Source organism: Streptomyces sp. NPDC050549 (assembly GCF_040655035.1).
In the GTDB taxonomy this organism is placed as follows: Bacteria; Actinomycetota; Actinomycetes; order Streptomycetales; family Streptomycetaceae; genus Streptomyces.
This window is the reverse complement of the sequence record NZ_JBFAJD010000001.1, coordinates 633,795-658,608: the sequence shown is the minus strand read 5'-3', so window position 1 is coordinate 658,608 and position 24,814 is coordinate 633,795. Positions and strand designations below refer to the sequence as shown.

Sequence of the window (24,814 nt, the reverse complement as noted above, 5' to 3'; positions counted from 1 at the left end):
CTCATGAGCGAACTTTTCGGCACCCTCCCCGACGGCACCCCCGTGCACCGCTGGACCCTGGAGCGGGCGGGCGTGCGGGTGCGGGTGCTGTCGTACGGCGGGATCGTGCAGTCGGTGGAGGTGCCGGACCGGGCGGGCCACGCGGCGGACGTGGTACTCGGGTTCGCCGCTCTGGACGGCTATCTCACCCACCCGGAGCCGTATCTCGGCGCGCTGGTCGGCCGGTACGCGAACCGGATCGCGGGCGGCCGTTTCCCGCTGGAGGGCGTGACCTACTCCCTCGCGCGGAACAACGCGCCCAACTCCCTGCACGGCGGCGAGCACGGCTTCGACAAGCGGGTGTGGGACGTGGAGCCGGTCGAGCACGGGCTGCGGCTGAGCCGGGTCAGCGGGGACGGCGAGGAGGGCTTCCCCGGGCGTCTCGACGTCTCGGCGACGTACACGCTGGACGCGTCGGGCGCGCTGCGCATCGCCTACGAGGCGACGGCGGACGCGCCGACCGTCGTGAACCTCACGAACCACAGCTACTTCGACCTGAGCGGCGGCGGAAACGCGGGTGGGCACGAACTGCGGCTCGCCGCCTCGCGGTTCACGCCCGTCGACGCCGACCTGATTCCCACCGGTTCGCTCGACGACGTGACCGGCACCCGCTTCGACTTCCGCGAGTCGCGGAAGGTCGGCACCGGCTACGACCACAACTTCGTGCTCGACAAGGGCCTGACCGCCGCCCCCGCCGAGATCGCCGAGCTGCACGAACCGGCGTCCGGCCGGGTGCTGACGATCGCGACGACCGAGCCCGGCATCCAGCTCTACACCGGGGACCACCTGAGCGACCCGTTCGCCCCGGGCGCCGGAATCGCCCTGGAGACCCAGCACTTCCCGGACTCGCCGAACCGTCCGGACTTCCCGAGCACGGAACTGCGCCCGGGCGAGGTCTACCGCTCGGAGACGGTCTACGCCTTCTCGACCCGCTGACGAGAGCCCGCTGACCGTGGCGGCGACGCGGGCAGGAAATGAGCCCCGGTCCAGGGGTCAGGTCCCGGACCGGGGCTGTCTGTGGGGAGGCGGGTCCCGGGTCAGACGTTAATCGTCGTGGCGACCCTCCGGTCGGTGATCGAGCGCCCCGCCTGGATCTCGTACGAACCCTTTACAACTGCCCACCCGTTCGCCGTCTCATCCCAGATCTCGAAAGATCGGCGCGGGAGTTCGACGCGCACCTCGACGCTCTCGCCGGGCCCGGCCTCGACCCCGGCGAATCCGGCCAGCCAGCGGGCCGGGCGCTCGGGATCGGGCTCGGTCGGGGCCAGATAGACCTGAACGACCTCACGCCCGTGCCGGGCACCGGAGTTGGTGACGCGGACGGTGACGGACGAACCGTCGGCCTTGATGTCGTCATAGGTCCAGTCGGTGTAGCCGAGGCCGTGCCCGAAGGGGTACGAGGGGGTGCGGCCCGCTTTCTCCCAGGCGCGGTAGCCGATGAACACGCCCTCGGTGTAAGGGAGCTCGCCGTTCTCGGGGACCACTCGGCTGACCGGGGCATCGGCCAGCGAACCCCAGGTGGTGGGGAGCCGACCGCCGGGTTCGTGGGCGCCGGTGAGGACGTCGGCGAGGGCGGCGCCGGCCTCCTGGCCGGGGAACCAGCCGAGCAGGACGGCGGCGACCTCCTCGCGCCAGGGCAGTTCGACCGGGGAGCCGGAGTTGACGATCACGACGGTGTTCGGGTTGGCGGCGGCGACGGCGTGCACCAAGTCGTCCTGGCGGCCGGGCAGTTGAAGATCTGTACGGTCATACCCCTCCGACTCCACGCGCTCGGTGGTGGCGACCACGACGACGGCGGTGTCGGCGGCGCGGGCCGCCTCGACGGCCTCGGCGATCAGTTCGTCGGGATCGCGCTGCGGTTCCTGGTGGGCGAGTGAGAAGCCGACGACCCGGAGGGGGATGCCGACCGGGCGGGCGACGGTGTGGGTCAGGGACACCTCGACCGGGGCGTCGGCGGAGAGTTCGACGAGGGCCCGGGGTTCGGGGGCGCCGAAGAAGGAGATGAACGGGTCGTCCTTGGCCGGGCGTTGGACGTCTTCGTAGTACGTCGTGCCGTCGACGGTGAGGACGAACGCTCCGATTCCCTTGATCCCGAAGGTGTGTTGCCCGGTGGCGCGCGGGGTGAAGGTGCCGGTGAGTTCGACGGTGTGGAGGATGTCGTGGGTGACACCGTCCGGAAGGTCCGAACCCACCCACGTGATCTGCCCGTTGGGCAGGGGGACGGTCGCGACGACCTGGCCGGCCGCGTCCCGGCAGAGCGCGCGCAGGGTGAACCCCTGCTCGGCGACGGCGAGTTCGGTGTTCGGGTCGGCGCCGACGGCGTAGCTCAGAGCGCCTTCGGGGAGGGCGGCGGTGAGGCCGTCGAGCGGGGAGACGATCCGGGCCGGGAAGACGGTGGCGGAGCCGCCACCGAGGACGCGGGCGGCGCGGGCGGCGGCACCGATGAGCGCGACAGTCGTATTCGGCTTCAGCGGAAGGGCGTTGCCCTGGTTCCGCACGAGGACGAAGGAACGGCGGGCGATCTCGCGGGCGAGGGCCTCACCGTCGACGGGGGACGGGAGTTCGGCTTCCGCGACGACGGGTTCGGCGCGGGCCAGGATGCCGACGCGGGCGGCGAGCCGCAGCACGTTCCGTACGGCCGCGTCGACCGTGGCCTCGGCGACCTCGCCGGCGCGCACGGCCCGGGCGAGGGCCTCGCCGTACACGGTCTTCGGGCCGGGCATGGCGACGTCGAGGCCGCCCTCGATGGCGCCGACGGTGGAGCGGGCGGCCGTCCAGTCGGAGACGTTGAAGCCGTCGAAGCCCCATTCACCGCGCAGGATCTCGTTCACCAGGAGGCGGTGTTCGGTCATCGTCGTGCCGTTGACCGTGTTGTAGGCGGTCATGACGCCCCAGGGGCGGGCCTGCTCGACGATGAGCTCGAAGGGGGCCAGGTACAGCTCGCGCAGCGCGCGTTGGGAGATGAGGTTGTCGACGGTGAAGCGGTCGGTCTCGGCGTCGTTGGCGACGAAGTGTTTGACGGTGGTGCCCACGCCGCCCGACTGGACGCCTTCCACACATCCCGAGCCGATCCGCCCGGTGAGGTACGGGTCCTCGCTGTACGCCTCGAAGTGCCGGCCGCCGAGCGGCGAGCGATGGAGATTGACGGTCGGGGCGAGCAGGACGTGGACGCCCTTGCGGCGGGCCTCCTGGGCGAGCAGTACACCGGCGCGGCGGGCGAGTTCGGGGTCCCAGGCGGCGGCGAGGGCGGTCGGGGACGGCAGTGCGACGGAGGGATCGTCGGCGGTCCAGTGCCGGCCCCGGACACCGATCGGGCCGTCGGACATGACGAGGGACGCCAGGCCGATCTCCGGGAGCGCGGGCAGCGACCACATGTCCTGACCGGCCAGCAGCCGGGTCTTGGCATCGAGATCGAGCGCGCCGAGGGCCGCTTCGACGACTGCCTCACGCGCTTCATGGGTTTCCGCCACCGCGGCGCCTCCTCGTTGAGTCCGTCCTGTGCGCTGTGCCCTGTGCCTCCATCGTGCACGGGTTACCTGTAGATCGGTAGGTTTCGTAACCTTGCCGTTATATTTACGACTGGTGGATGTCGTACGGTGACGCAATGAACGCCAGGGCCAAGAGTGCGGAGCGGCGCGCCGAGATCGTGCGGGCGGCGCTGGAGGTGATCGCCGAGCGCGGCTACCGCGGCGCGAGCCTGGCGGCGGTGGCGGAGCGGGTCGGGCTGACCCAGCAGGGCCTGCTGCACTACTTCCCCACGAAGGACGCGCTGCTGGTCGCCGTCCTGGAGGAACGGGACCAGTGGGACGCGGTCCCGGACAGCCAGTGGCGAATCGACCTGCTCGCATCCCTCGTCGAGTACAACGCGATGCGGCCGGCGATCATCCAGACCTTCTCCGCGCTGCTCGGGGAGAGCGTCACGGAAGGGCATCCGGCGCGCGACTACTTCACCGCGCGGTACGCCAGGGTGCGGGCGAGCATGGCGGGGGTGCTGCGCGCCGAGTACGGCGACCGCCTGCCGAACGGCCTCACCCCTGAGCGGACGGCCCCGCTCCTGGTCGCGGTGATGGACGGCCTGCAGTACCAGTGGCTGCTGGATCCGGAGTCGGTGGACATGCCCGGGGCGTTCCGCGACTTCCTGACCCTGCTGGGCGAGACCTGACCCCGCCCGACTCCCCTACACCTGCCGCCAGATGACGGCGAGCGTCTTGCTCACCACGCACACCAGGGCGAGGACGAGGGCCCAGTCGAGGGCCCCGGCGAGGGCCAGCGCGGCGACCCCCGCACCGAACCACACCACCTCGAAGACGACCCGACCGGCGCCTCGCGTCCTGTACTTGGCCTTGGGCGAACCGCACAGTCCCCACAACACCGCGAGCACGACGGGCGCGCCAAGGCCGAGCAGCCAGGTCAGCGGGGTGGCGAGGTCCCGGGTGAACCCCCAGTAGGCGACGGCGACAAGGGCGCCGAGCTCAATGGCGAAGAGGACACCGAGGTTCGCTGCCTTCGCGGTCTTCACTGCCGTCATGAGCCGCAGTATCCCCCGGAACGGATCACTCCGTCCCGGCCACGGCGGCCACGACTTCGACCTCGACCAGCGCTTCCGCCCGGAACAGCCGCGACACCTCGAAGGTCATGCTGGTGGGCGGGGTCCCGGTGAGGAACTCCCTGCGTACGGCGCCGTATTCGCCGAGCCCGCTGATGTCGGTCAGGTAGGTGCGGATGTTGATGACGTCGGCGAGGGTCGCGCCGTGTGCCTTGAGGAGGGCGGCGATGGTCTCGAAGACGCCTCGGCTCTGCTCGGCGAGGGTGGCGCCCTCCGCGATCTGGCCGGAGAGGAACAACAGGGCGCTCCCGTCGGCCTGTTCGACGCGGGCGACCTGGGAGTAGTAGGGGCTCAGGGGCCGGGGTGCGGAGGCGGGGTTGTCCAGGGTGATGCGCATGGCGTCGACGCTAGGTCCGGCCCTGCGGTGCGACAAGCGAATGTCTAGCATGGCCGACATGCCCGTCCCGCATGGCAGTTCACCGCGCACCGCCCTTCCCGAGCTCTCCACCGTCTGGCTGCGGGTGTTCCTGGAGGTCGTCCGGCACGGTTCGTTCACGGTGGCCGCGCGGACGCTGGGCTGGACCCAGTCCGCGGTGTCGCGGCAGATCGCCTCGCTCGAATCGGCCCTGGACGGCGCCCAGTTGTTCGACCGGCTGCCGAGGGGTGTACGGCTCACGGAGGCGGGGCGGGTGCTGGTGCCGTACGCCGAGGCCGTCACCGAGTCGCTGCACGGGGCCGGGCGGGAGCTGGCGGCGCTGCACGAACTCGCGGGCGGGCGCGTACGGTTCGGGGCGTTCGCGACGGCCGACGCTGCACTCGTGCCCCGCGCCCTCGCCGCCTTCCGTGACCGCCACCCCGCAGTGCGGCTGTCCCGCGAGGAAGGCCTCACGCCACGCCTCCTGGACCGGCTGACGTCCGGGCACCTGGACCTGGCGATCGTCTCCACGACGGGACGGGCACCACTCGAAGCGTACGAACTCCACCATCTCCTCGACGAGTCGCTGTACGTCGCGGTGCCTGCCGGTCACCCCCTCGCCGGGCAGGGACCCGTGCGGCTGGCCCAACTCGCCGACTGCGACTGGATATCCGGCAGCCCGCGCCCCGAGAGCACCCTCCTCGACGCGGCCCTGCGACAGGGCTTCCGCCCTCGCATCGCCCACGTCGTCGGCGAGTGGACCGCCAAGCAGGGCTACGTGGCCGCAGGCCTCGGCGTGACCCTGGTGCCGGCGCTCGCCGCCGACTCCGTACGACCGGACGTCGTGCTGCTGCCGGTCCTGGACGAAGGGACGCCGGCCCGGGCGGTGTACGCGGCGACGGTGCGCGGGCGGTCGCTGTCGGCGGCGGCGAAGGCGTTCCTCGGGGTACTGGGCGAAGAGGCGAGAGGGATCGGATCGTCCGCCGCACCCGTGGCGTAGACCACTCCCGTCACGCGATACTGCGGCCGTCCGGCACCGCACCCCACTGCGACGGAAGGCCCCAACCACTTTGAATGTCATACGAGTTCGGACAGGCATCCTCGGACTGGCCCTGCTGGCCGGATTCTCCGCCCCCGGCACCAGCGTGGCGGCGGACACCACACTCCCCCCGACCGTCGAGGAACAACGGCTCGACAGGGCGGTCCCCCAGGAGATCCTCGAACACTCCGGATTCGACACCGTGGCACCGGAGTTCACCCACGCCCTCGAAGGGGCGCACAGCTACGCGCAGGCCCGCCGCATCGTCGTACGCGAAGGAACCGCCCTGTGGCAACGGGCAGTCGACCGGGCGCAGGGCCGGGGTCCCGCCGGCGGGGATCTGAGCCGGGACGACGACCGGCCGCTGTACTGGGCGCGGCTGGGCATGACCAGGGAAGTGCGGGCCTGGGCACCGGAGTTCGGGATCAGCAGTGAGCAACGGACCGCGCTGCTCTCCGAGTTGGAGCAGACCTCGCGCGGCCAGAGCAGCATCCGCTATCCGGCCCGCGACAAGGGGCTGAAGCGGATCCTGGTGACCGGCTTCGACCCGTTCACGCTGGACGCGGACATCAGGATCTCCAATCCGTCCGGGGCCACCGCGCTCGCGCTCGACGGCACGGTGATCCGGACTGCGGACGGCCCGGCCCGCATCGAGACGGCCATGTTCCCGGTGCGCTGGGCCGACTTCGCCGAGGGAACCGTGGAGCGAACGCTGCGGCCGTACCTGCCAGAAGTGGACCTGTTCACGACGGTGAGCCAGGGACGGGTGGGCCGTTTCGACGTCGAGCGGGCCAACGGGGCCTGGCGGGGCGGATACCCGGACAACGACAAGATCTCGCGTACGGAGACCGTCCCGGTCACCGACCCGGCCTCGCAGCCCCAGTGGACGTCGACGACCCTGCCGTACCAGGCGATCGTGGCCGCGAACACCGGACGTTTCCCCGTCTACGACCACACCGAGGTCACCGAGATCCCGGCGGGCGGGACGACCCCCGTCGTACGGCCGGACGGACCGACCGCGGGCTCCACGGCCCGTGCCGGTGGCGGCGGCAACTACCTCTCCAACGAGATCGCCTACCGAGCGACCCTGCTGCGGGACCGGCTGGGACTGCACGACTCGCTGCCGGGCGGGCACATCCACACACCGGTGCTGCAGTTCGGGACGGGCAACACGGACCCGGCGACCGGGACGATCACCGATCCCCAGTTCGTACAGAACCGGGTGGACATCATCGCGCAGGTCAGGGCGATGGTGACGGCGGCGATGGACGCGTCAGCGGTCCACTGACGCGGGCCCGCTCTCCGTGTCCTCCCCCTCGGTCTCCTCGTCCAGCAGGTCCCGCGCCATCATCGTCGCCCCCGCCACCGCACCCGGCATCAGGAAGACGGCGACGAACGGGACCAGGAAGGCGAGGCCGAGGGGGGTGCCGAAGCCCCAGATCAGGGGCTTGCGGGAGCGGAGGAGGGTGAGGCGGGCGCGGAGGTCGACGCCCCGGCGCTGCAGGGCCACGGCCGTCAGTTCCTCGGTGAGGAAGAACCCGGTGACGAAGAAGCCGATCACCGGGACGACGGTCTGCCCGACGAAGGGCAGGAACCCCAGGGCGAAAAGCAGAACGCCCCAGACAAGCGCACGGATCAGCACGCGGAGGCTGTCGCGGGCCGAGATCCACAGTTCACGCCAGAGCGGCAGGCCCGACTCGGGGGCCGTGCCGTCGGGCGAGACGTCCCGGTCGACCTTCTCGGAGAGGGTCTCGTAGAAGGGCTGCCCTATCAGCAGGGTGACCGCCGTGAAGGTCAACACCGAGAGCAGCAGGGCCAGTACGAACAGGACCGCCGTAAGGAACCCCCGGAACAGGCCCTGCCACGGACTCGCCCAGTGGTCCGCGAACGGCGTGGCCCAGCTGACGAAGTCCCCACCCCACAACGCGAGCGCGACAAGCGCCGCGACATAGAGAACCAGCGTGATCAGCCCAGGAACCAGACCGAACCCGTAGTGCCGTCCGTGCCGGGCCACCCAGCGCTGGCCCTTCAGGAGATAGCCGAATCCCGCCCCAAGATCATGCATGGGGAGAACCTTACTCAGGGTCCCGGCCGACACCGGGTGGGGTGCGCCGCGGCCACGGACGTCGACCGCTCAGGACAGCCTGCCGGAGGCGTGCAGCGCGTCGAACACCATCCGGTCCACCGCCGAGACCCGCGCGCGATCGCCGTAGCCGAACCAGTCCGACTCCACGATCTCCGCCGAGGGCATCAGCGGACCGGTGTACTCGGCGGTGTAGCAGATCATCCGGAACTCGATGCTTCCGTCGCCGTCCCCCCGCGTCTCGAAGGTGCCGACGTGCACCATCGTGGCCGTATCGACCCGGGACCGGAGTTCCTCTGCGATCTCGCGTGCCAAGGTCTCGGCATCGGACTCACCCGGCTCCCGCTTCCCGCCCGGGAAGTAGAAGACGTCCACACCACGGTCGCGCGTCACCAGCACCCGCCCGTCACGCACCAGGACCCAGGCCACCTTCTCCGGAACGACGGCGATCACCCCCTCCCCACAGACGCCCTCAAGCCACACCCACACCCACCACAACCCCATGATCCGCCGCGGGTGACACCGCAGCGGTCACCCGTACCGCGGTGGCCCGTGCCACCCGCCCCGCACGAAAGGCCGCGGCCAGCAGTACCGGCTGAACCCTCTCCAGGGCGGCGACCAACAGCTCCTCGCCCGCGACCACCATCGGCACGGCCGTCTTCGTGGTCACGGCCGCGGCCTCCGCGAGGTCGGCGAGAGGCGGGAGGGTGGCCCGGAGGACCTTCGCGCCCGCAGTCGCCGCGCGTTGCGCGAGGGCCACCTGCGGGGGCAGCAGCGGAGCCAGCGCCGCCGTCAACGCCTCGGCGATGCGCCGGAGTTCGGGAGAGGAATCGGCCAGGCCGTCGGCCGCCGCGCGGAGCAGCGGGGTGAGGGCGAGCAGTATGCCGGCCGCCACGCCGGCCGCCGCGGGCAGCAACGGGGAGGCCGCCTCGACCAGATCGCCGAGCGCGGCGGCGAACTCCTCGACGGCCGGTTCCACCGCGTCGAGAACGGGCATCAGGCTGTCCCCGAGCACACCCAACAGCATCTGCGCCGGCCGACTCACCGGATGCACGGCCAGCGGCGCACCGGTCGTACCGAGCCGCGTCAGGGTGTCGACAATGCGATAGAACGCCTCCTGGGCCTGCGGCGAAGCGCTCGCCTCGGCCAGCTCGGCGGTGGTCTCCTGCAGCACCCGCAGCGCCTCGGCACCCGAACCGTCCCGTGGATCAAGGGTGTTGATGGCGATTCTGGTGATGTTCCCGGCGGTGTCCAGGAGTTGTCCTGTGATGTCGCCGGTGCTGCGCGCCATACGCACCACATCATCCCTGCTGGGAAGCGAAGGAATGGTTGCCATGGGAACCCCTCTCCACGCGCCCGCCGCCCGCCGCCCGCTGCCCGGTACCTGTGCTCAGCATGCCCATTCCCCACCCCCCTGAATGCGACATCCGGGCATCGGTGACACCAACACCTTCCCCGCGTCTTCCCTGGCCCATTGAGTCGAACGGGTGCCGCTCGCCGTACCGATCTCTGGAACCAGGAGGAGGTCCGAGGGGGAACTCCCGCAGGTCGGACAGGCGTTGTTCACCATGGCACACGCGAGCAGCGGATCAGTTGAGGAGAGCGGATGACCCAGGAGATCCACGGCACCGTAGCCGACGGCTTCGAAGCGGTCCGGGAGGAGTTCGCCGCGTTCGTGTCGACGGAACGCGCGGACTACGAAGGCCAGTTGTGCGCATACGTACACGGCCGACAGGTCGTAGACCTCTGGGCCGGACCGCCCGGCACCACCAGCAACTCCCTCTACGGCGTGTTCTCGTCCACCAAGGGCGCGGCCCACCTCGTGGTGGCCCTGCTGGCCCAGGACGGCACCCTCGAACTGGACCGCAAAGTCACCTACTACTGGCCGGAGTTCGCATCCGAGGGCAAAGGCGCGCTGACTCTACGCGAGTTGCTGGCGCACCGGGCGGGCCTGATCGGCACGGACACCGGCTTCGCCCTCGACGAACTCGCCGACGACCGCGCGGTCGCCGAACGCCTCGCCGACCAACGCCCGTTCTGGCGCCCCGGCACGACCTTCGGCTACCACGCGCTGGTCATCGGCGCCCTGACCGGCGAGATCGTAAGAAGAGCCACGGGCCGTTCCCTCCAGGACGTGTACGAGGAAAGAGTCCGCGCCCCCTACGCCCTGGACTTCTACCTGGGCCTCCCCGCCACCCAGGAGCCACGCTTCCGCACCACCCAGCCACACCCGCTCTCCCCCGAAGAACAGGCCCTGCACGCCACCGAACCGGACAGCCGCCACAGCCTCGCCGGCATCGCCTTCAACGAACACGCGCCCCAGCCCACCGTGTTGGTGTCTCTCCCCAACGAAAGAGTCATCCGCGCCAAGGGCCCCGCATCGGTCGGCGGAGTGGCATCGGCACGCGGCCTGGCAGGCCTGTACGCGGCGGCGATCAGCGTGGTCGAGGACCGGGCCCCGCTCCTGAAGCCGGACACAGTCGCGGAGTTCGGCCAGCTCCACTCCGCGGGCCACGACATGATCACCGGCACGCACCGGGCGTACGGCCTCGGTTTCCAGGCGACGGCGAACACCTGGTACTCGTTCCTGAGCGCCGGCACGATCGGCCACAGCGGCGCCGGAGGCTCCCAGGCCTTCGCCGACCCCCGCACCGGCCTGGCCTACGGCTACACCCGCCGCCGCTTCACCCTCCCCGGCGGCCCGGCCCCAGAAAACACCCGCCTGGTCCAAGCCGCCCACCAAGCAGCCCTGGCCAACTGAAACCAACGGCGTGGGCCCTCACCGACGGTGAGGGCCACCAAACTCCCGCTGTCCCCACGCGCCGGCCTAGAGGGAGCCGTAGGGGCGGGCCGGTGCCGAGAGGCTGTGGGGCCCCTCACGCTCGGGCGAAGCCGAGAGTGGGGGATCGCGTAGGCGCGCAGCGCCGAGCACGATGGGGCTCTCGACACCGGCTTCAGGCGCCCCGAAGGCGACCGAACCAAAAGAGTTGCGCGCACGGCGCCTTCTCAACACCGGCCAGGCCAAGGGGTCACAGGGTCACAGGGTCACAGCTTGACGATCATCTTCCCCGTGTTGTCCCCCCGCAGCTGTCCCAGGAACGCCTCAAGGTTGTTCTCGATCCCCTCGACGACGGTCTCCCGGTACTTCAGCTCACCGGAAGCCACCCAGGCGCCGACCTCCCGCACGAACTCCGGCTGCAGGTCGTAGTGGTCGCCGACGAGGAATCCCTCGATACGCCCCCGGGTCTGGATGAGGCGCCCGAGGTTCTTCGGCCCGGCCACGGGCTCGGTGCTGTTGTAGACCGAGATCATGCCGCAAATGGCAATACGCCCACGCTCGTTGAGCGAACCGATGGCAGCCTCGAGGTGGTCGCCCCCGACATTGTCGAAGTACACATCGACACCGTCCGGAGCAGCCTCGCGCAGCTGCTGACTCACCGGCCCGTTCTTGTAGTTGAAGGCGGCGTCGAACCCGTACTCCTCCACAAGAAGCTTGACCTTCTCGTCGGATCCGGCGGACCCGACGACCCGCGACGCACCCTTGAGCTTGGCGATCTGCCCGACCTGGCTGCCCACGGCACCAGCCGCACCCGAGACGAACACCGAGTCGCCCTCCTTGAAGGAGGCGGTGCGCAGCAGTCCGGCGTAGGCGGTGAGGCCGGTCATGCCGAGGACGCCGAGGTAGGTGGAGAGCGGGGCGAGGTCGGGGTCGACCTTGACGGCGCCCTTGGCGTCGATGGTCGCGTACTCGCGCCACCCGCCGAAGTGCAGAACGTGGTCCCCGACCGCGAACCCCTCGGCGTTGGACTCGACGACCTCGCCGACCGCGCCGCCCTGCATGACCTTGCCGAGCTCGAACGGGGCGACGTAGGACTTGGCGGCGCTCATCCGGCCGCGCATGTACGGGTCGACGGAGAGGTACTTGTTCCGCACCAGCACCTGGCCCTCGTCCGGGGTACGGGTCTCGGTCTCCACCAGGGCGAAGTCCTCGGGCTTCGGCCAGCCGACCGGACGGCTGAGCAGGTGCCATTCGCGGTTGATCATCACAAGCGCCCTTCTACGTGTCTCCGTGCGGGTCTCCGTGCGTGTCTTGTTGCAGGGAGCCTCAAATACTTCAGTACCTGAAACAACCATGCCTCTGAATATTTCATGATGTCAAGTAACGGGGTACGCTGGAGCGCATGTCCACACCCGAAAAGACGCGCTCCGACAAGACGCGCCGCGCCGACCCCGTGACCCTGGAGGTCGTCGAGCTGATCGGCGACGTCGTGGCGCGGTTCTACGAGGACTACGAGGACGCGGCGGGCGACCACTCGCTGACCGGCGCCCAGGCACGGTTGCTCAGCCTGCTGTCCCTGGAGCCGCTGCCGATGCGCAAGCTGGCGCAGAAGCTGAAGTGCGAGCCGTCGAACGTCACCGGGATCGTGGACCGGCTGGAGACCCGGGGTCTGGTGGAGCGCCGCCCCGATCCCGCCGACCGGCGCGTGAAGCTGGCGGCGGCGACGGACGAGGGGCGGCGGATGGCCCGTAGCCTGCGGGAATCCCTCCGATTCGCCCGGGAGCCGCTCGCGGGGCTGTCGGACGACGAAAGGCTGGCACTCCGAGGCCTGCTGCGACGGATGCTGGAGATCTGACCGTCCGACCCCGAACCCGAGCCGAACGGCTCAGGAGCACCACCACAGGATCTGCTTGCAGGTTTCCGAGGGCGACGGCGTCGGACTCGGTTCCGACGACGACGGCTCCGAGGTCGGAGTGGTCGTCGGATCGGTGGTGGATGTCGACGTGTGGGACGTGTTACCGGCAGCGGTCGTCGGTCTCAGCGACGCGGAGGGACTCTTCGTCCCCTTCCCGGACTCCGAAGGCGAAGCCGACCGGGACGCCGACGCGTCCGGAGACGCCGAACCCGTACCCGCCCCCACGGTCTTCGTGTCACCCGGCGGCCCGGCCGTGCCGCCGGCCTCCGAGGACGCCGCGCCCTCCGCCGACGCGTCACCCGGTGCCGCGGGCTTCGAGGCCGAGAACGGCGCGTCCGTGCCCAGCTCGGCAAGGCTCAGCCCGCCGGCCGCGAGCACGAAGCCGGCCGCGACGAGGAGCAGCCGGCGTCGCCGCCGACGATGTGCGGCGGCCTTGCGATCGCGACGACTCGCACCTGGCGCACCCAGGTCCTCCGGGTCACCGTCGTCGCCGCTGTCGCCTCGCCCGCGGTTCTTCCGCCGCGCGGCGCGACCCTCGTGTTCGCCGCCGTACCCCTCGTCCGACTCACCGGTGCCGGAGGCCTGGTCGCCCCCACCGTCCGTTTGCGAACGCACGTCGACTTCGGGCGCGTGGGCAGGAGGTGACTCGGCTGACGCTTCGGCAGATGTGCCGCACCCCGGGCACACGAGGGCGCCGTTCAGATGCCGGCCGCAGGGGTGGCAGTAGTTCATGACGCCGGAAGACTAAGTTCCCCACAGGTAACGTTCATAGTCACACCTGTGAAAGTTGTGCAAGGAACCGCGCGCCGAACCCGACCGGAACCTGACAAGAACCTCATCGGGACCCGACCGGCGATCGACCCCCTTACCGAAATCGTTACTTGTTCGACCCATTGACACTCCAGCCCCGCCGTCCTTACTGTCTGCCCAGCATTTCGAACGTGAGCCGAAATTTCGAACAGCACCAAAGAGCACAGGGGGCATCTGCCGTGCGCATCACGGGAATCAGCACGCACGTGGTCGGGACGCCATGGCGCAATCTGACGTACGTCCAAGTGCACACCGACGAGGGCGTCACCGGAGTCGGCGAGACCCGGATGCTGGGCCACACCGACGCGCTGATCGGTTACCTGCGCGAGGCCGAGGCAAACCACATTCTCGGTTCCGACCCGTTCGCCGTGGAAGACCTCGTACGCCGGATGAAGTACGGCGACTACGGCCGTGCGGGCGAAATCGTCATGTCCGGCATCGCCGTCGTCGAGATGGCCTGCTGGGACATCAAGGGCAAGGCACTCGGTGTGCCGGTGTGGCAGCTGCTCGGCGGCAAGGTCACCGACAAGGTGAAGGCGTACGCCAACGGCTGGTACACCACCGAGCGGACCCCGGAGGCCTATCACAAGGCCGCCCAGGGGGTCATGGAGCGCGGCTACAAGGCCCTGAAGATCGACCCGTTCGGCACCGGGCACTTCGAACTCGACCACGAGCAGACCCTGTACGCCGTCTCGCTCATCGAGGCCGTACGGGACGCGATCGGCCCGGACGCCGAGCTGATGCTGGAGATGCACGGCCGCTTCTCACCCTCCACCGCCGTACGGCTCGCGCGCGAACTCGCGCCGTTCAAGCCCGCGTGGCTGGAGGAGCCGGTCCCGCCGGAGAACCTGAAGGCGCTGGAGAAGGTCGCCGCCAAGGTGGACATCCCGGTCGCCACGGGTGAGCGCATCCACGACCGCGTCGAGTTCCGCGAGCTGTTCGAGAGCCAGGCCGTCGACATCATCCAGCCCGACGTCGGTCACATCGGCGGCATCTGGGAGACCCGCAAGCTCGCCGCGACCGCCGAGGCGCACTACGTCCTCGTCGCCCCGCACAACGTCGGCGGACCGGTGCTGACCGCCGCCTCGCTCCAAGTCGGCTTCTCCACCCCGAACTTCAAGATCCTGGAGCACTTCAACGACTTCGCGGACGCGGAGATCAAGAAGGTCGTGAAGGGTGCCCCGGAAGTCGTCGACGGCTACTTCCACCTCTCCGACGCGCCCGGTCTCGGCGTCGAGCTGGACACCGACGCGGCGGCCGAATTCCCGCAGCAGCAGGCGCGGTTCGACCTGTGGGCGGACGGCTGGGAGCAGCGCAAGCCGAAGGGCTCGAAGTGAGCACGGCGGTCGTCGTCGCGGGACCGGGCGAGCACTGCCTGGTGCCGCACGAGTCGCGGCAGCCGGACGCGGGCGAGGCGCTGGTGCGCGTCCACGCGGTCGGCATCTGCGGCAGCGACCGCGAGGTGTACCAGGGCAACAGGCCCGAGGGATACGTCCGTTACCCCCTCACGCCGGGCCACGAGTGGTCCGGCACGGTGGAGGCGGTCGGCGCCGGGGTGCCGTCGAGTCTGGTCGGCCGCAAGGTGGTTGGGGAGGGCTTCCGCAACTGCCAGGTGTGCGACCGGTGTCACGCGGGCGAGACAACGCTGTGTACGGCGGGCTATGAGGAGACGGGCTTCACCCAGCCCGGCGCCATGGCCACCACCCTCACCCTCCCCGCCCGGCTCCTCCATGTCCTCCCGGACGAGGCCGACCTGACGGCGGCGGCGCTGCTGGAACCGGCGGCCTGCATCGCGGCGGCGGCGCTGAAGGCGAACGCGCGGCCGGGTGAGCGGGTGGCCGTGGTCGGTACCGGAACCCTCGGTATGTTCGCGATCCAGTTCCTCAGGGCGAACTCCCCCGCCGAACTCCTGGTCGTGGGCTCCCGCCCGGACCGCGCGGCCCTGTCGCGGGAGTTCGGCGCCACGGACTTCCGTACCAAGCACGAACCCCTCCCCGACGACTTCGACGTGGTGATCGAGACCGCCGGCTCGGCGGACGCGGCCCGTACGGGCGCCGCCCTGCTGAGGCGCGGCGGCCGCCTGGTCCTCACGGGCATCCCGGCGCCGGGCGCGGAGGGTCTCGACCCGACCGATCTCGTCGTACGGCAGCTGGAGGTGCACACCGTCTTCGGGGCACCGCCGGACGCCTGGGCGCACACGGTGCGGGTGTTCGGCGCCGGTTTGCTCGATCCGCTTCCTCTGGTCACCCATGAGCTTCCGCTCGCCGAGTTCCCGCAGGCCATCGAGCTGGTGGGGTCCGGCGATCCCAAGGTCGGCAAGGTGCTGCTGCGGCCGTAGGGAACCCCCAGCCGTACGTCGGCACGGGGTGTCCTGACCACCCCGTGCCGGCGTACCACCACAGTCTTTCCGTACCCCGAGCCGCGAACCGCATCCGAAATACCGAACAAGAAGGACAGCCAGTGACCGACACCGCCACGGCAGCCCGCAGGCCCGGGGAGCAGGCGCTCTCCGCGCTCGGCCTGGGCGCGCCCGCCCACGACCCCGCCGACGCCTCGCCGCACACCTTCCCCGGCGGCGGTCGCTGGCGCACCGAGATTCCCTCCTGCGAGGGTCCCGAGGCGCTGACGGTCATCCTCAAGGAGTCCTCGCGCCTCGACGTGCCGATCCACCGGATCAGTCAGGGCAGCGGCGTGTGGATGCTGACCGACGCCGAGATCACCGAGATGGTCGAGGCCACGGCCGAACGCGACATCGAGCTCTGCCTGTTCACCGGTCCGCGCGGGACCTGGGACATCGGCGGCTCGGTCCGCTCCGACTCACGCGGCGGGGGCCTGCGCGCCCGGGGCCACGACGCGGTCGCCGGCTGTATCGAAGACGCCGTCCGGGCAACGGAGTTGGGCGTCAAGTGCCTGCTCGTCGCCGACGAGGGCGTGCTGTGGACGCTGCACCGGGCGCGCGTCGCCGGGATCATACCGGCCGACACGACGCTCAAGGTCTCGGCGCTGATCGGTCCGGTCAACCCGGCGGCGTACGCGGTCTACGAGCAGTTGGGCGCCGACTCCCTCAACGTGCCCAGCGATCTGACGCTGGATCACCTCACCGAGATCCGGCGGGTGTCGGCGGCTCCGATGGACATGTACATCGAGGCGCCGGACGACCTCGGTGGCTACATCCGGATGTACGAGGTCGCCGAGCTGATCCGGCGCGGCGCCCCGCTGTACCTGAAGTTCGGCCTGTCCAAGGCTCCCGGTATCTACCCGTGGGGCACCCACCTGCGCGACGTCACGCTCGACACGGCGCGCGAGCGGGTCCGTCGCGGCCGGCTCGCCCTCGACCTGCTGGCCCGGCACGGGGCGGACAGCGACATGGCTCCGCTGGGCACGAGGTTGCCGGGGTCTTTGAACCGTTTCCCCGTCGAGGGTGCCACGGGCTGAGCATCGGGGGCTGCGGGTGCGTGGGGGCTGGTCGCGCAGTTCCCCGCACCCCTGAAACCCGGGCCGGCACCAAAGGGGCGCGGGCAACTGCGCGACCAGCCCCACCGACCCGCACCACACAACGCAACACAACTGAACCACCCCGCACCGCATCCCGAACCACCCCCCACGCACCCGCTGCACTCTCAACGACGAGAAGAATGAGGCAAGTTCACATGCGCATCCGCAGAAGCGCCCTCCCTCTCATAGCCGGCGCCGCCACCCTCGCGCTGACCCTGTCCGCCTGTGGACAGAGCGGTTCGGGCGGCAGCAAGGAGAAGGAAAGCAGCGCCAAGGGCGGCACGATCGGTATCGCGATGCCGACGAAGTCCTCCGCGCGCTGGATCTCCGACGGCAACAACATGGTCAAGGACCTCAAGGCAAAGGGCTACAAGACCAAGCTGGTCTACGGCGAGGACGACCCGGACACCCAGGTCTCCCAGATCGAGAACATGATCACCCAGGGCGTCAAGGGCCTGATCATCGCGGCGATCGACAACAAGTCCCTGAACAACGTGCTCCAGGAAGCCGCGTCGGCGAAGATCCCGGTCATCGCCTACGACCGCCTCATCCTCGGCACCAAGAACGTCGACTACTACGCCTCGTTCGACAACACGAAGGTCGGCGTGCTCCAGGGCACGTACATCGCGGAGAAGCTCGGTCTGACCAGCGGCAAGAAGGGCCCGTTCAACATCGAGCTGTTCGCCGGCTCGAACGACGACAACAACACCAAGTACTTCTTCAACGGCGCGATGAGCGTGCTCCAGCCGTACATCGACAAGAAGGAACTGGTCGTCAAGTCCGGGCAGACCGCGCTGAACAAGGTCACCACCCTGCGCTGGGACGGCACCAAGGCGCAGAACCGCATGGAGGACATCCTCACCGGTTCCTACAAGACCGGCCGGGTCGACGCGGTGCTCTCGCCCTACGACGGCATCTCCATCGGCATCCTGTCCGCGCTGAAGTCGGACGGCTACGGCTCCTCCAGCAAGCCGCTGCCGGTCATCACCGGCCAGGACGCCGAGCTGGCCTCGGTGAAGTCGATCATCGCCGGTGAGCAGACGCAGACCGTCTACAAGGACACCCGCGAGCTCGCCAAGGTCGCCGACACCATGATCGACGACGTCCTCAACAAGAAGACGCCGCAGACCAACGACACCAAGACGTACGACAACGGCACCAAGGTCGTCCCCGCCTACCTGCTCCAGCCGGTGAGCGTCGACAAGACGAACTACGAGGACGTGCTGGTCAAGGGCGGCTACTACACGGACGCCCAACTCAAGTAATCCCGCCGCCCCTTGACCACCACACTTGATTGGAAGGCACGACCATGGCGGGACCCGTCCTGGAAATGCGCTCGATCGTCAAGACCTTTCCCGGTGTCAAAGCGCTCTCGGACGTCACACTGACGGTCCGTCAGGGCGAGGTCCATGCCATCTGCGGTGAGAACGGCGCCGGAAAGTCCACCTTGATGAAGGTGCTCTCCGGCGTCCATCCGCACGGCAGTTACGAGGGCGACATCCTCTTCGAAGGAGAGGAGTGCCGCTTCCGTGACATCAGGGCGAGCGAGCAGCGCGGCATCGTCATCATCCACCAGGAGCTGGCGCTGGTGCCGTACCTCTCCATCGCGGAGAACATCTTCCTCGGCAACGAGCACGCCACGCGCGGGCTCATCAACTGGAACGAGACCCTGCGCCACGGCACCGAACTGCTGCGCCGGGTGGGCCTGAGCGATCACCCGGAGACCCGCGTCGCCGACATCGGCGTGGGCAAGCAGCAGCTCGTGGAGATCGCGAAGGCGCTGTCGAAGAAGGTGAAGCTGCTCATCCTGGATGAGCCGACGGCGGCCCTGAACGACGAGGACAGCGGCAAACTCCTCGATCTCATCCTGGAGTTGAAGAAGCAGGGCATCACCTGCATCATCATCTCGCACAAGCTGAACGAGATCCGCAGGGTCGCCGACTCGGTGACGATCCTGCGCGACGGCCGCTCCATCGAGACCCTCGACGTGAAGGCGCCGGAGACGACCGAGGAGCGGATCATCTCCGGCATGGTCGGCCGCGACCTCGATCACCGTTTCCCCGAGCGCACCCCGCACGAGGGCGAGGCGGACGCGGCCCCCGCCCTGGAGATCCGCGGCTGGACCGTGTTCCACCCGATCGACCAGCAGCGCAAGGTAGTTGACGATGTGTCAATAAATGTGCGCAGGGGCGAGATCGTCGGCATCGCCGGACTCATGGGCGCCGGCCGCACCGAACTCGCGATGAGCGTCTTCGGGCGCTCCTACGGCCGCTATGCCGGCGGGACCGTCCTCAAGGACGGCCGGGAGATCCGCACCAAGTCCGTCGCGGAGGCGGTCGGACACGGCATCGCGTACGTCACAGAGGACCGCAAGCACTACGGCCTCAACCTCATCGACACGATCAACCGGAACATCTCGCTGGCCGCCCTGAACAAGGTCGCCAAGCGCGGTGTGGTCGACGAGCAGGAGGAGCGTCAGGTCGCCGAGCGCTTCCGCAAGTCGATGAACATCAAGGCGCCGACGGTGTTCGAACCGGTGGGCAAGCTGTCCGGCGGCAACCAGCAGAAGGTCGTCCTCAGCAAGTGGATCTTCGCGGGTCCGGAGGTACTGATCCTGGACGAGCCCACCCGCGGCATCGACGTGGGCGCCAAGTACGAGATCTACACGGTCATCGACCAACTCGCCGCCGAGGGCAAGGCGGTGGTCTTCATCTCCTCCGAACTGCCGGAGCTGCTCGGCATGTGCGACCGCATCTACACGATGGCGGCGGGCCGGCTGACCGGTGAGGTGCCCCGGGCCGAGGCCACGCAGGAAGTGCTGATGCGCCAGATGACGAAGGACAAAGAGGTAACCCGATGAGCACGGACGTCACCGCCAAGAGCCCGGCCCCCGCGCCGCCGGGCGGAAGCGGATCGGCCGCGGGCGGCGGCCTGCTGCAGCTGGTACTCGGCGGCCTGCGCCGCAACATGCGCCAGTACGGCATGCTGATCGCCCTCGGTCTGATCGTGATCCTCTTCGAGGTCTGGACCGGCGGGGACCTGCTGCTGCCGCGCAACGTCTCCAACCTGGTACTGCAGAACAGCTACATCCTGATCCTCGCGATCGGCATGATGCTCGTCATCATCGCCGGACACATCGACCTGTCGGTCGGCTCGCTGACGGCGTTCGTGGGCGCCTTCGCGGCAGTTCTGATGGTCAACCACCATGTGGCGTGGCCGGTCGCTCTGGTGCTGTGCCTGCTGATGGGCGCCGTGGCGGGCTCCGTACAGGGCCTGTTGATCGCCTACGCGGGCATACCGTCCTTCATCGTCACCCTCGCCGGAATGCTGCTCTTCCGCGGCCTCACGGAGATCCTCCTCCAGGGCCAGACACTGGGCCCCTTCCCCAACGGCCTGCAGAAGATCGGCAACGGCTTCCTGCCCGCGGTCGGCCCGAACACCAACTACCACAACATCACGCTGCTGTTGGGCCTCGTGATGATCGCCGCGGTGGTGTGGCAGGAGTTCCGCGACCGGCGCCGCCAGCAGGAGTTCTCGCTCGACGTACCACCCACGAAGCTGTTCCTGCTCAAGCTGGTCGCGATCGTCGCGGCGATCCTCTGGCTCACCCTGCTGCTCGCCAGCTACGACGGTGCGCCGATCGTGCTGATCATCCTCGGTGTCCTGGTGGCCGGTTACGGCTACGTGATGCGCAACACCGTCTTCGGCCGCCACATCTACGCGATCGGCGGCAATCTGCCGGCCGCGAAGCTGTCCGGCGTCAAGGACAAGCGCGTCACCTTCCAGGTGTTCCTGAACATGGGCGTGCTCGCGGCCCTGGCGGGTCTGGTGGTCACCTCCCGCCTCAACGCGGCCTCGCCGAAGGCGGGCGACGGCTTCGAACTGGAGGCCATCGCCTCCTCGTTCATCGGTGGCGCGTCCATGAGCGGCGGTGTCGGCACCGTCCTCGGCGCCATCATCGGCGGTCTCGTCCTCGGCGTGCTGAACAACGGCATGAACCTCCTCAGCGTCGGCACCGACTGGCAGCAGGTCATCAAGGGCCTCGCCCTGCTGACCGCGGTCGGCTTCGACGTGTGGAACAAACGCAAGTCCGGTTCGTAAGTCCAGCCCGGGCCCCGCACGTCCGTCATTCGCACAGCACGGCGGGGCCCCTTCCATGTGCAGGAGCCGCTCAATGGAACTGAACAGACGCACGGTCATTGCAGGTGCGGCAGCCGCAGGCATCGCCGCGAGCACCCTCGGTACAGGTACGGCGCAGGCGGCCTCGGGAGGCAGAAAGCCCGTGAAGGAACTCTTCGGCACCCTCGCCGACGGCAGCAAGGTCTACCGCTGGTCGCTGGAGAACGGCGGCACCCGGCTCAAGGTCCTCTCGTGGGGCGGAGTCGTCCAGTCCCTCGAACTCCCGGACCGGCACGGCAAGTACGCCAACGTGTCCCTGGGCTTCGACAACATCGCCGACTACGTGGCGAAGACCCCGTACTTCGGCGCGCTCATCGGCCGCTACGGCAACCGCATCGCCAAGGGCCAGTTCACCCTGGACGGCAAGAGCTACCAGCTCTCCGTCAACGACGGGGTCAACAGCCTGCACGGCGGCACCCAGGGCTTCGACAAGCACATCTGGGACGTGGAGGGCTTCACCTCCGGCTCGGACGTCGGCCTGCACCTGTACTACACCAGCGTCGACGGCGAGATGGGCTACCCGGGCACCCTCAAGGTGAAGGTGACGTACACGCTCAACAAGCACGGCGACTGGCGCATCGACTACGAGGCCACCACCGACAAGGCCACGGTCGTCAACCTGACCAGCCACGTCTACTGGAACCTCGCCGGCGAGGGCAGCGGCACGATCGAGAACCACCAGCTCACGATCCCCGCGGCCCGCTACACGCCCACCGACTCGGGGCTGATCCCCACGGGCGAACTGGCCAAGGTCTCCGCCACCCCCTTCGACTTCCGCAAGACCAAGCCGATCGGCCGCGACATCCGGGCCGCCCACGTCCAGCAGGTGCAGGCCAAGGGGTACGACCACAACTGGGTCCTCGACAAGGGCATCACAGCGAAGCCCGAGCACGCCGCGACCCTGCACGACCCGCACTCCGGCCGCACCCTGAAGATCGCCACCGACCAGCCGGGGCTGCAGTTCTACTCCGGCAACTTCCTCGACGGCACCCTGACCGGCACCGGCGGCCACACGTACCGCCAGGGCGACGCGCTCTGCCTGGAGACCCAGCACTTCCCGGACTCGCCGAACCACGCGAACTTCCCGTCGACAGTGCTGAGGCCAGGTCAGACGTACCGGACGTCGACGATCCACACGTTCGACTGCTGATCATCCGTCGCCGACCCGCCTTCCGCAGGTGACAAGGGCGGCCCGTGCTCACCGCACGGGCCGCCCTTTCAGTTGCCGTAGTAGGCGCCGGGGCCGTGCTTGCGGGTGTAGTGCCGGCGCAGCAGGTGGCGCGGGGGCGAGGCGGTGGCGCCCAGCGCCATGGTCTGGATCGCCATGTCGGCGACGGCCTCACAGATGATGGCGTGCTCGACGGACTTGCGGGCGTCCGGTCCCCACGTGAATGGCCCGTGGTTGGCGACCAGCACGCCGGGGACCTCGATCGCCCGCTCGTCGTCGCCGTCGAGCAGGTCGACGACGGCCCGGCCGGTGTTGTACTCGTAGTCCTTCGCGCACTGGTCGGCCGTGAGGTCCGGGGTGCACGGGATCGGCCCGTTGAAGGTGTCGGCGTGCGTGGTGCCCAGGACCGGTATCTCCCGGCGGGCCTGGGCGAAGGCGACCGCGTGGGTGGAGTGGGTGTGGGTCACGCCGCCGATGGACGGGAACGCGAGGTACAGGCAGCGGTGGGTCTCGGTGTCGGTGGAGGGGTGCAGCCGGCCGTCGACGACCACCCCGTCGGACAGACGCACCGTCACCAGGTCGTCCGCCTTCAGTTCCTCGTACGGCACCCCGGACGGCTTGATGACGAAGACACCAGCCTCCCGGTCGACCCCGCTCACGTTGCCCCAGGTGAGGGTGGCGAGGCCGGCCCGGGGGATGGCCAGGTTCGCCTCCAGCACCTCCTGCCGGAGCCCGTCACGGACTTGTACGGTCATCGGTCTCCCCTCCTCACAGGGCCTGGGCGAGGCGGTAGTAGGCGGAGTTCCACCGGATTTCCTTGGCGAGCTGGTTCACCGTGGTGTTCTCGTCGATGGTGAGCAGTTCGACGTCCGTCATGGCCGCGTAGTCGTTCAGGGCCTCGATGTCGACGGCCGAGCTGAGCACCGTGTGGTGCGGGGCGCCGGCCAGCAGCCAGCTCTCGGCGGACTCGGCCAGCGAGGGACGCGGCTTCCACACCGCGCGGGCCACCGGCAGGTGCGGCAGTGGTTCGCTGGGGGCCACGACGTCGACGGCGTTGGCGGTCAGCCGGAACCGGTCGCCCAGGTCGCACAGACCGACCACCAGGGCGGGGCCGGGCGCCGCGTCGAAGATCAGCCGGACCGGGTCCTCGCGTCCGCCGATGGAGAGGGGGTGGATCTCGCAGTGGGGGCGGGCGGCGGCCACCGAGGGGCAGACCTCCAGCATGTGGGCGCCGAGGATGCGCGGGGTGCCCGGGCCGAGGTGGTAGGTGTAGTCCTCCATGAAGGTGGTACCGCCGGGCTGTCCGAGGCCCATGACCTTGATCGTGCGCAGCAGCGCGGAGGTCTTCCAGTCGCCCTCGGCGCCGAAACCGTAGCCGTCGGCCATCAGTCGCTGGACCGCGATGCCCGGCAGCTGGCGCAGTCCGCCCAGGTCCTCGAAGTTGGTGGTGAAGGCGGTGAAACCGCCCTCGGTGAGGAAGGTGCGCAGGCCGAGTTCGAGCCGGGCCGCGTACAGCAGCGAGTCGTGGCGGGGGCCGTCCGGGCGCAGTATGGGCACCAGGTCGTACAACTCCCCGTAGTCGGCGGCCAGTTCCGCCACTTCCTTGTCCGGGACGCTGTCCACGACGGCGACCAGGTCGTTGACCGCGTAGGAGTTCACGGAGAACCCGAAGACCCGCTCCGCCTCGACCTTGTCCCCCTCGGTCACCGCGACGTCACGCATGTTGTCGCCGAACCGGGCCAGTCGCAGGGTGCGCGAGGCCTGCCGGCCGGCCGCGGCGCGGGACCAGGCCGCGATGCGCTCGATGACCCTGGGATCGGTGGCATGACCGGCGACGATCTTGCGGGACACGCCCAGCCGGGCCCCGACGTGGGCGAACTCGCGGTCGCCGTGGGCCGCCTGGTTGAGGTTCATGAAGTCCATGTCGATGCTCGACCAGGGCAGCGACAGGTTGAACTGGGTGTGCAGGTGCAGCAACGGCCGGTCCAGGACGCTGAGTCCGGCGATCCACATCTTGGCCGGGGAGAAGGTGTGCATCCACACGATCAGGCCGGTGCAGTCGGCGGAGGCGTTGGCCTCCTGGCACAGCCGCCGGATCGACTCGCTGTCGGTGAGGACCGGCTTCCACACGATCCGCGCCCGGATCTCCGAGTGGGAGTCGAGGATGTCGGCGATCCTGCGGGACTGGTCGGCGACCTGACTGAGAGTGGCGTCGCCGTACAGGTCCTGACTGCCCGTCAGAAACCAGATCTCCTGGGCCGGGTACGTCTCGTTCGGTGCGGTCATGACGGTCATGACGGTTCCTTTCGCGGGGATCTGGCTCACGGAGTTCGGGTTCACGGAGTT

The 24,814-nt window shown here is 69.4% G+C and carries 22 protein-coding genes; 13 read left to right on the top strand and 9 right to left on the bottom strand.

Features of this window, described 5'->3' with window-relative positions:
* Window positions 1-3 precede the first annotated feature (3 nt).
* Window positions 4-975 carry an aldose epimerase family protein gene (locus AB0I51_RS02940; protein ID WP_362970733.1) on the top strand — a complete coding sequence of 324 codons (972 nt, stop codon included), beginning with the start codon at window positions 4-6 and terminating at the stop codon, window positions 973-975.
* 101 nt (window positions 976-1,076) lie between these two features.
* On the opposite strand, the gene AB0I51_RS02935 is transcribed toward AB0I51_RS02940, so the two are convergent.
* On the bottom strand, window positions 1,077-3,509 hold the full coding sequence (locus tag AB0I51_RS02935) for a glycoside hydrolase family 3 C-terminal domain-containing protein (protein WP_362970731.1): 2,433 nt from the start codon (window positions 3,507-3,509) through the stop codon (window positions 1,077-1,079).
* Window positions 3,510-3,625: 116 nt separating this feature from the next.
* On the opposite strand from AB0I51_RS02935, the gene AB0I51_RS02930 reads away from it, so the two are divergent.
* Entirely contained in the window at window positions 3,626-4,201 is a 576-nt protein-coding gene (locus AB0I51_RS02930) for a TetR family transcriptional regulator (protein ID WP_362970729.1), read from the top strand.
* Between the two features lie 15 nt (window positions 4,202-4,216).
* Here AB0I51_RS02930 and AB0I51_RS02925 read toward each other — a convergent pair whose 3' ends face one another.
* The gene (locus AB0I51_RS02925; protein ID WP_362970727.1) at window positions 4,217-4,567 is read right to left on the bottom strand and encodes a YrdB family protein; all 351 of its coding nucleotides are present in this window, start codon (window positions 4,565-4,567) and stop codon (window positions 4,217-4,219) included.
* A 25-nt stretch (window positions 4,568-4,592) separates the two neighbouring features.
* Entirely contained in the window at window positions 4,593-4,982 is a 390-nt protein-coding gene (locus AB0I51_RS02920) for a RidA family protein (RefSeq protein ID WP_362970725.1), read from the bottom strand.
* 49 nt (window positions 4,983-5,031) lie between these two features.
* Between AB0I51_RS02920 and AB0I51_RS02915 the strand changes: the two genes are divergently transcribed.
* Both AB0I51_RS02915 and AB0I51_RS02910 read left to right on the top strand, forming a co-directional pair.
* On the top strand, window positions 5,032-6,000 hold the full coding sequence (locus AB0I51_RS02915; RefSeq protein WP_362970723.1) for a LysR family transcriptional regulator: 969 nt from the start codon (window positions 5,032-5,034) through the stop codon (window positions 5,998-6,000).
* 70 nt (window positions 6,001-6,070) lie between these two features.
* Window positions 6,071-7,327, top strand: a complete 1,257-nt coding sequence (locus AB0I51_RS02910; RefSeq protein WP_362970721.1) for a pyroglutamyl peptidase — start codon at window positions 6,071-6,073, stop codon at window positions 7,325-7,327.
* Here the strand turns inward: AB0I51_RS02910 and AB0I51_RS02905 are convergent.
* The 3 genes from AB0I51_RS02905 to AB0I51_RS02895 all read right to left on the bottom strand — a co-directional run bounded on the left by AB0I51_RS02905 (window position 7,313) and on the right by AB0I51_RS02895 (window position 9,413).
* A complete protein-coding gene (locus AB0I51_RS02905) occupies window positions 7,313-8,104 on the bottom strand; it encodes an EI24 domain-containing protein (RefSeq protein ID WP_362970719.1) in 792 nt (263 codons plus the stop codon). The two genes, AB0I51_RS02910 and AB0I51_RS02905, sit on opposite strands and share 15 nt — an antisense overlap.
* Window positions 8,105-8,173: 69 nt before the next feature.
* A complete protein-coding gene (locus AB0I51_RS02900) occupies window positions 8,174-8,575 on the bottom strand; it encodes an NUDIX domain-containing protein (RefSeq protein WP_362970717.1) in 402 nt (133 codons plus the stop codon).
* A gap of 19 nt (window positions 8,576-8,594) precedes the next feature.
* Window positions 8,595-9,413: a hypothetical protein gene (locus AB0I51_RS02895; RefSeq protein WP_362970715.1), complete on the bottom strand. Its 819-nt coding sequence runs from the start codon at window positions 9,411-9,413 to the stop codon at window positions 8,595-8,597.
* A gap of 315 nt (window positions 9,414-9,728) precedes the next feature.
* On the opposite strand from AB0I51_RS02895, the gene AB0I51_RS02890 reads away from it, so the two are divergent.
* Entirely contained in the window at window positions 9,729-10,883 is a 1,155-nt protein-coding gene (locus tag AB0I51_RS02890; protein ID WP_362970713.1) for a serine hydrolase domain-containing protein, read from the top strand.
* A 284-nt stretch (window positions 10,884-11,167) separates the two neighbouring features.
* Here the strand turns inward: AB0I51_RS02890 and AB0I51_RS02885 are convergent, their stop codons facing one another.
* Entirely contained in the window at window positions 11,168-12,166 is a 999-nt protein-coding gene (locus AB0I51_RS02885) for an NADP-dependent oxidoreductase (protein ID WP_362970711.1), read from the bottom strand.
* A gap of 137 nt (window positions 12,167-12,303) precedes the next feature.
* On the opposite strand from AB0I51_RS02885, the gene AB0I51_RS02880 reads away from it, so the two are divergent.
* From AB0I51_RS02880 to AB0I51_RS02845, 8 genes are all read left to right on the top strand, one after another.
* A complete protein-coding gene (locus AB0I51_RS02880) occupies window positions 12,304-12,756 on the top strand; it encodes a MarR family transcriptional regulator (protein ID WP_362970709.1) in 453 nt (150 codons plus the stop codon).
* 1,049 nt (window positions 12,757-13,805) lie between these two features.
* Window positions 13,806-14,963: a mandelate racemase/muconate lactonizing enzyme family protein gene (locus AB0I51_RS02875; protein ID WP_362970707.1), complete on the top strand. Its 1,158-nt coding sequence runs from the start codon at window positions 13,806-13,808 to the stop codon at window positions 14,961-14,963.
* Complete coding sequence (locus AB0I51_RS02870; RefSeq protein ID WP_362970705.1) at window positions 14,960-15,964, top strand: alcohol dehydrogenase catalytic domain-containing protein; 1,005 nt, start codon at window positions 14,960-14,962, stop codon at window positions 15,962-15,964. Before AB0I51_RS02875 ends, AB0I51_RS02870 begins: the two co-directional genes overlap by 4 nt.
* Before the next feature lie 122 nt (window positions 15,965-16,086).
* The gene (locus AB0I51_RS02865) at window positions 16,087-17,061 is read left to right on the top strand and encodes a hypothetical protein (RefSeq protein ID WP_362970703.1); all 975 of its coding nucleotides are present in this window, start codon (window positions 16,087-16,089) and stop codon (window positions 17,059-17,061) included.
* Window positions 17,062-17,276: 215 nt separating this feature from the next.
* The gene (gene chvE / locus AB0I51_RS02860) at window positions 17,277-18,386 is read left to right on the top strand and encodes a multiple monosaccharide ABC transporter substrate-binding protein (RefSeq protein WP_362970701.1); all 1,110 of its coding nucleotides are present in this window, start codon (window positions 17,277-17,279) and stop codon (window positions 18,384-18,386) included.
* A 44-nt stretch (window positions 18,387-18,430) separates the two neighbouring features.
* Entirely contained in the window at window positions 18,431-19,981 is a 1,551-nt protein-coding gene (gene mmsA, locus AB0I51_RS02855; protein WP_362970699.1) for a multiple monosaccharide ABC transporter ATP-binding protein, read from the top strand.
* A complete protein-coding gene (gene mmsB / locus AB0I51_RS02850) occupies window positions 19,978-21,222 on the top strand; it encodes a multiple monosaccharide ABC transporter permease (protein ID WP_362970697.1) in 1,245 nt (414 codons plus the stop codon). Before mmsA ends, mmsB begins: the two co-directional genes overlap by 4 nt.
* A gap of 73 nt (window positions 21,223-21,295) precedes the next feature.
* Window positions 21,296-22,450, top strand: a complete 1,155-nt coding sequence (locus AB0I51_RS02845; protein ID WP_362970695.1) for an aldose epimerase family protein — start codon at window positions 21,296-21,298, stop codon at window positions 22,448-22,450.
* Between the two features lie 68 nt (window positions 22,451-22,518).
* On the opposite strand, the gene araD is transcribed toward AB0I51_RS02845, so the two are convergent.
* The gene (gene araD, locus AB0I51_RS02840; protein WP_362970693.1) at window positions 22,519-23,223 is read right to left on the bottom strand and encodes an L-ribulose-5-phosphate 4-epimerase AraD; all 705 of its coding nucleotides are present in this window, start codon (window positions 23,221-23,223) and stop codon (window positions 22,519-22,521) included.
* Window positions 23,224-23,236: 13 nt separating this feature from the next.
* Window positions 23,237-24,754 carry an L-arabinose isomerase gene (gene araA / locus AB0I51_RS02835; protein WP_362971135.1) on the bottom strand — a complete coding sequence of 506 codons (1,518 nt, stop codon included), beginning with the start codon at window positions 24,752-24,754 and terminating at the stop codon, window positions 23,237-23,239.
* Window positions 24,755-24,814 lie beyond the last annotated feature (60 nt).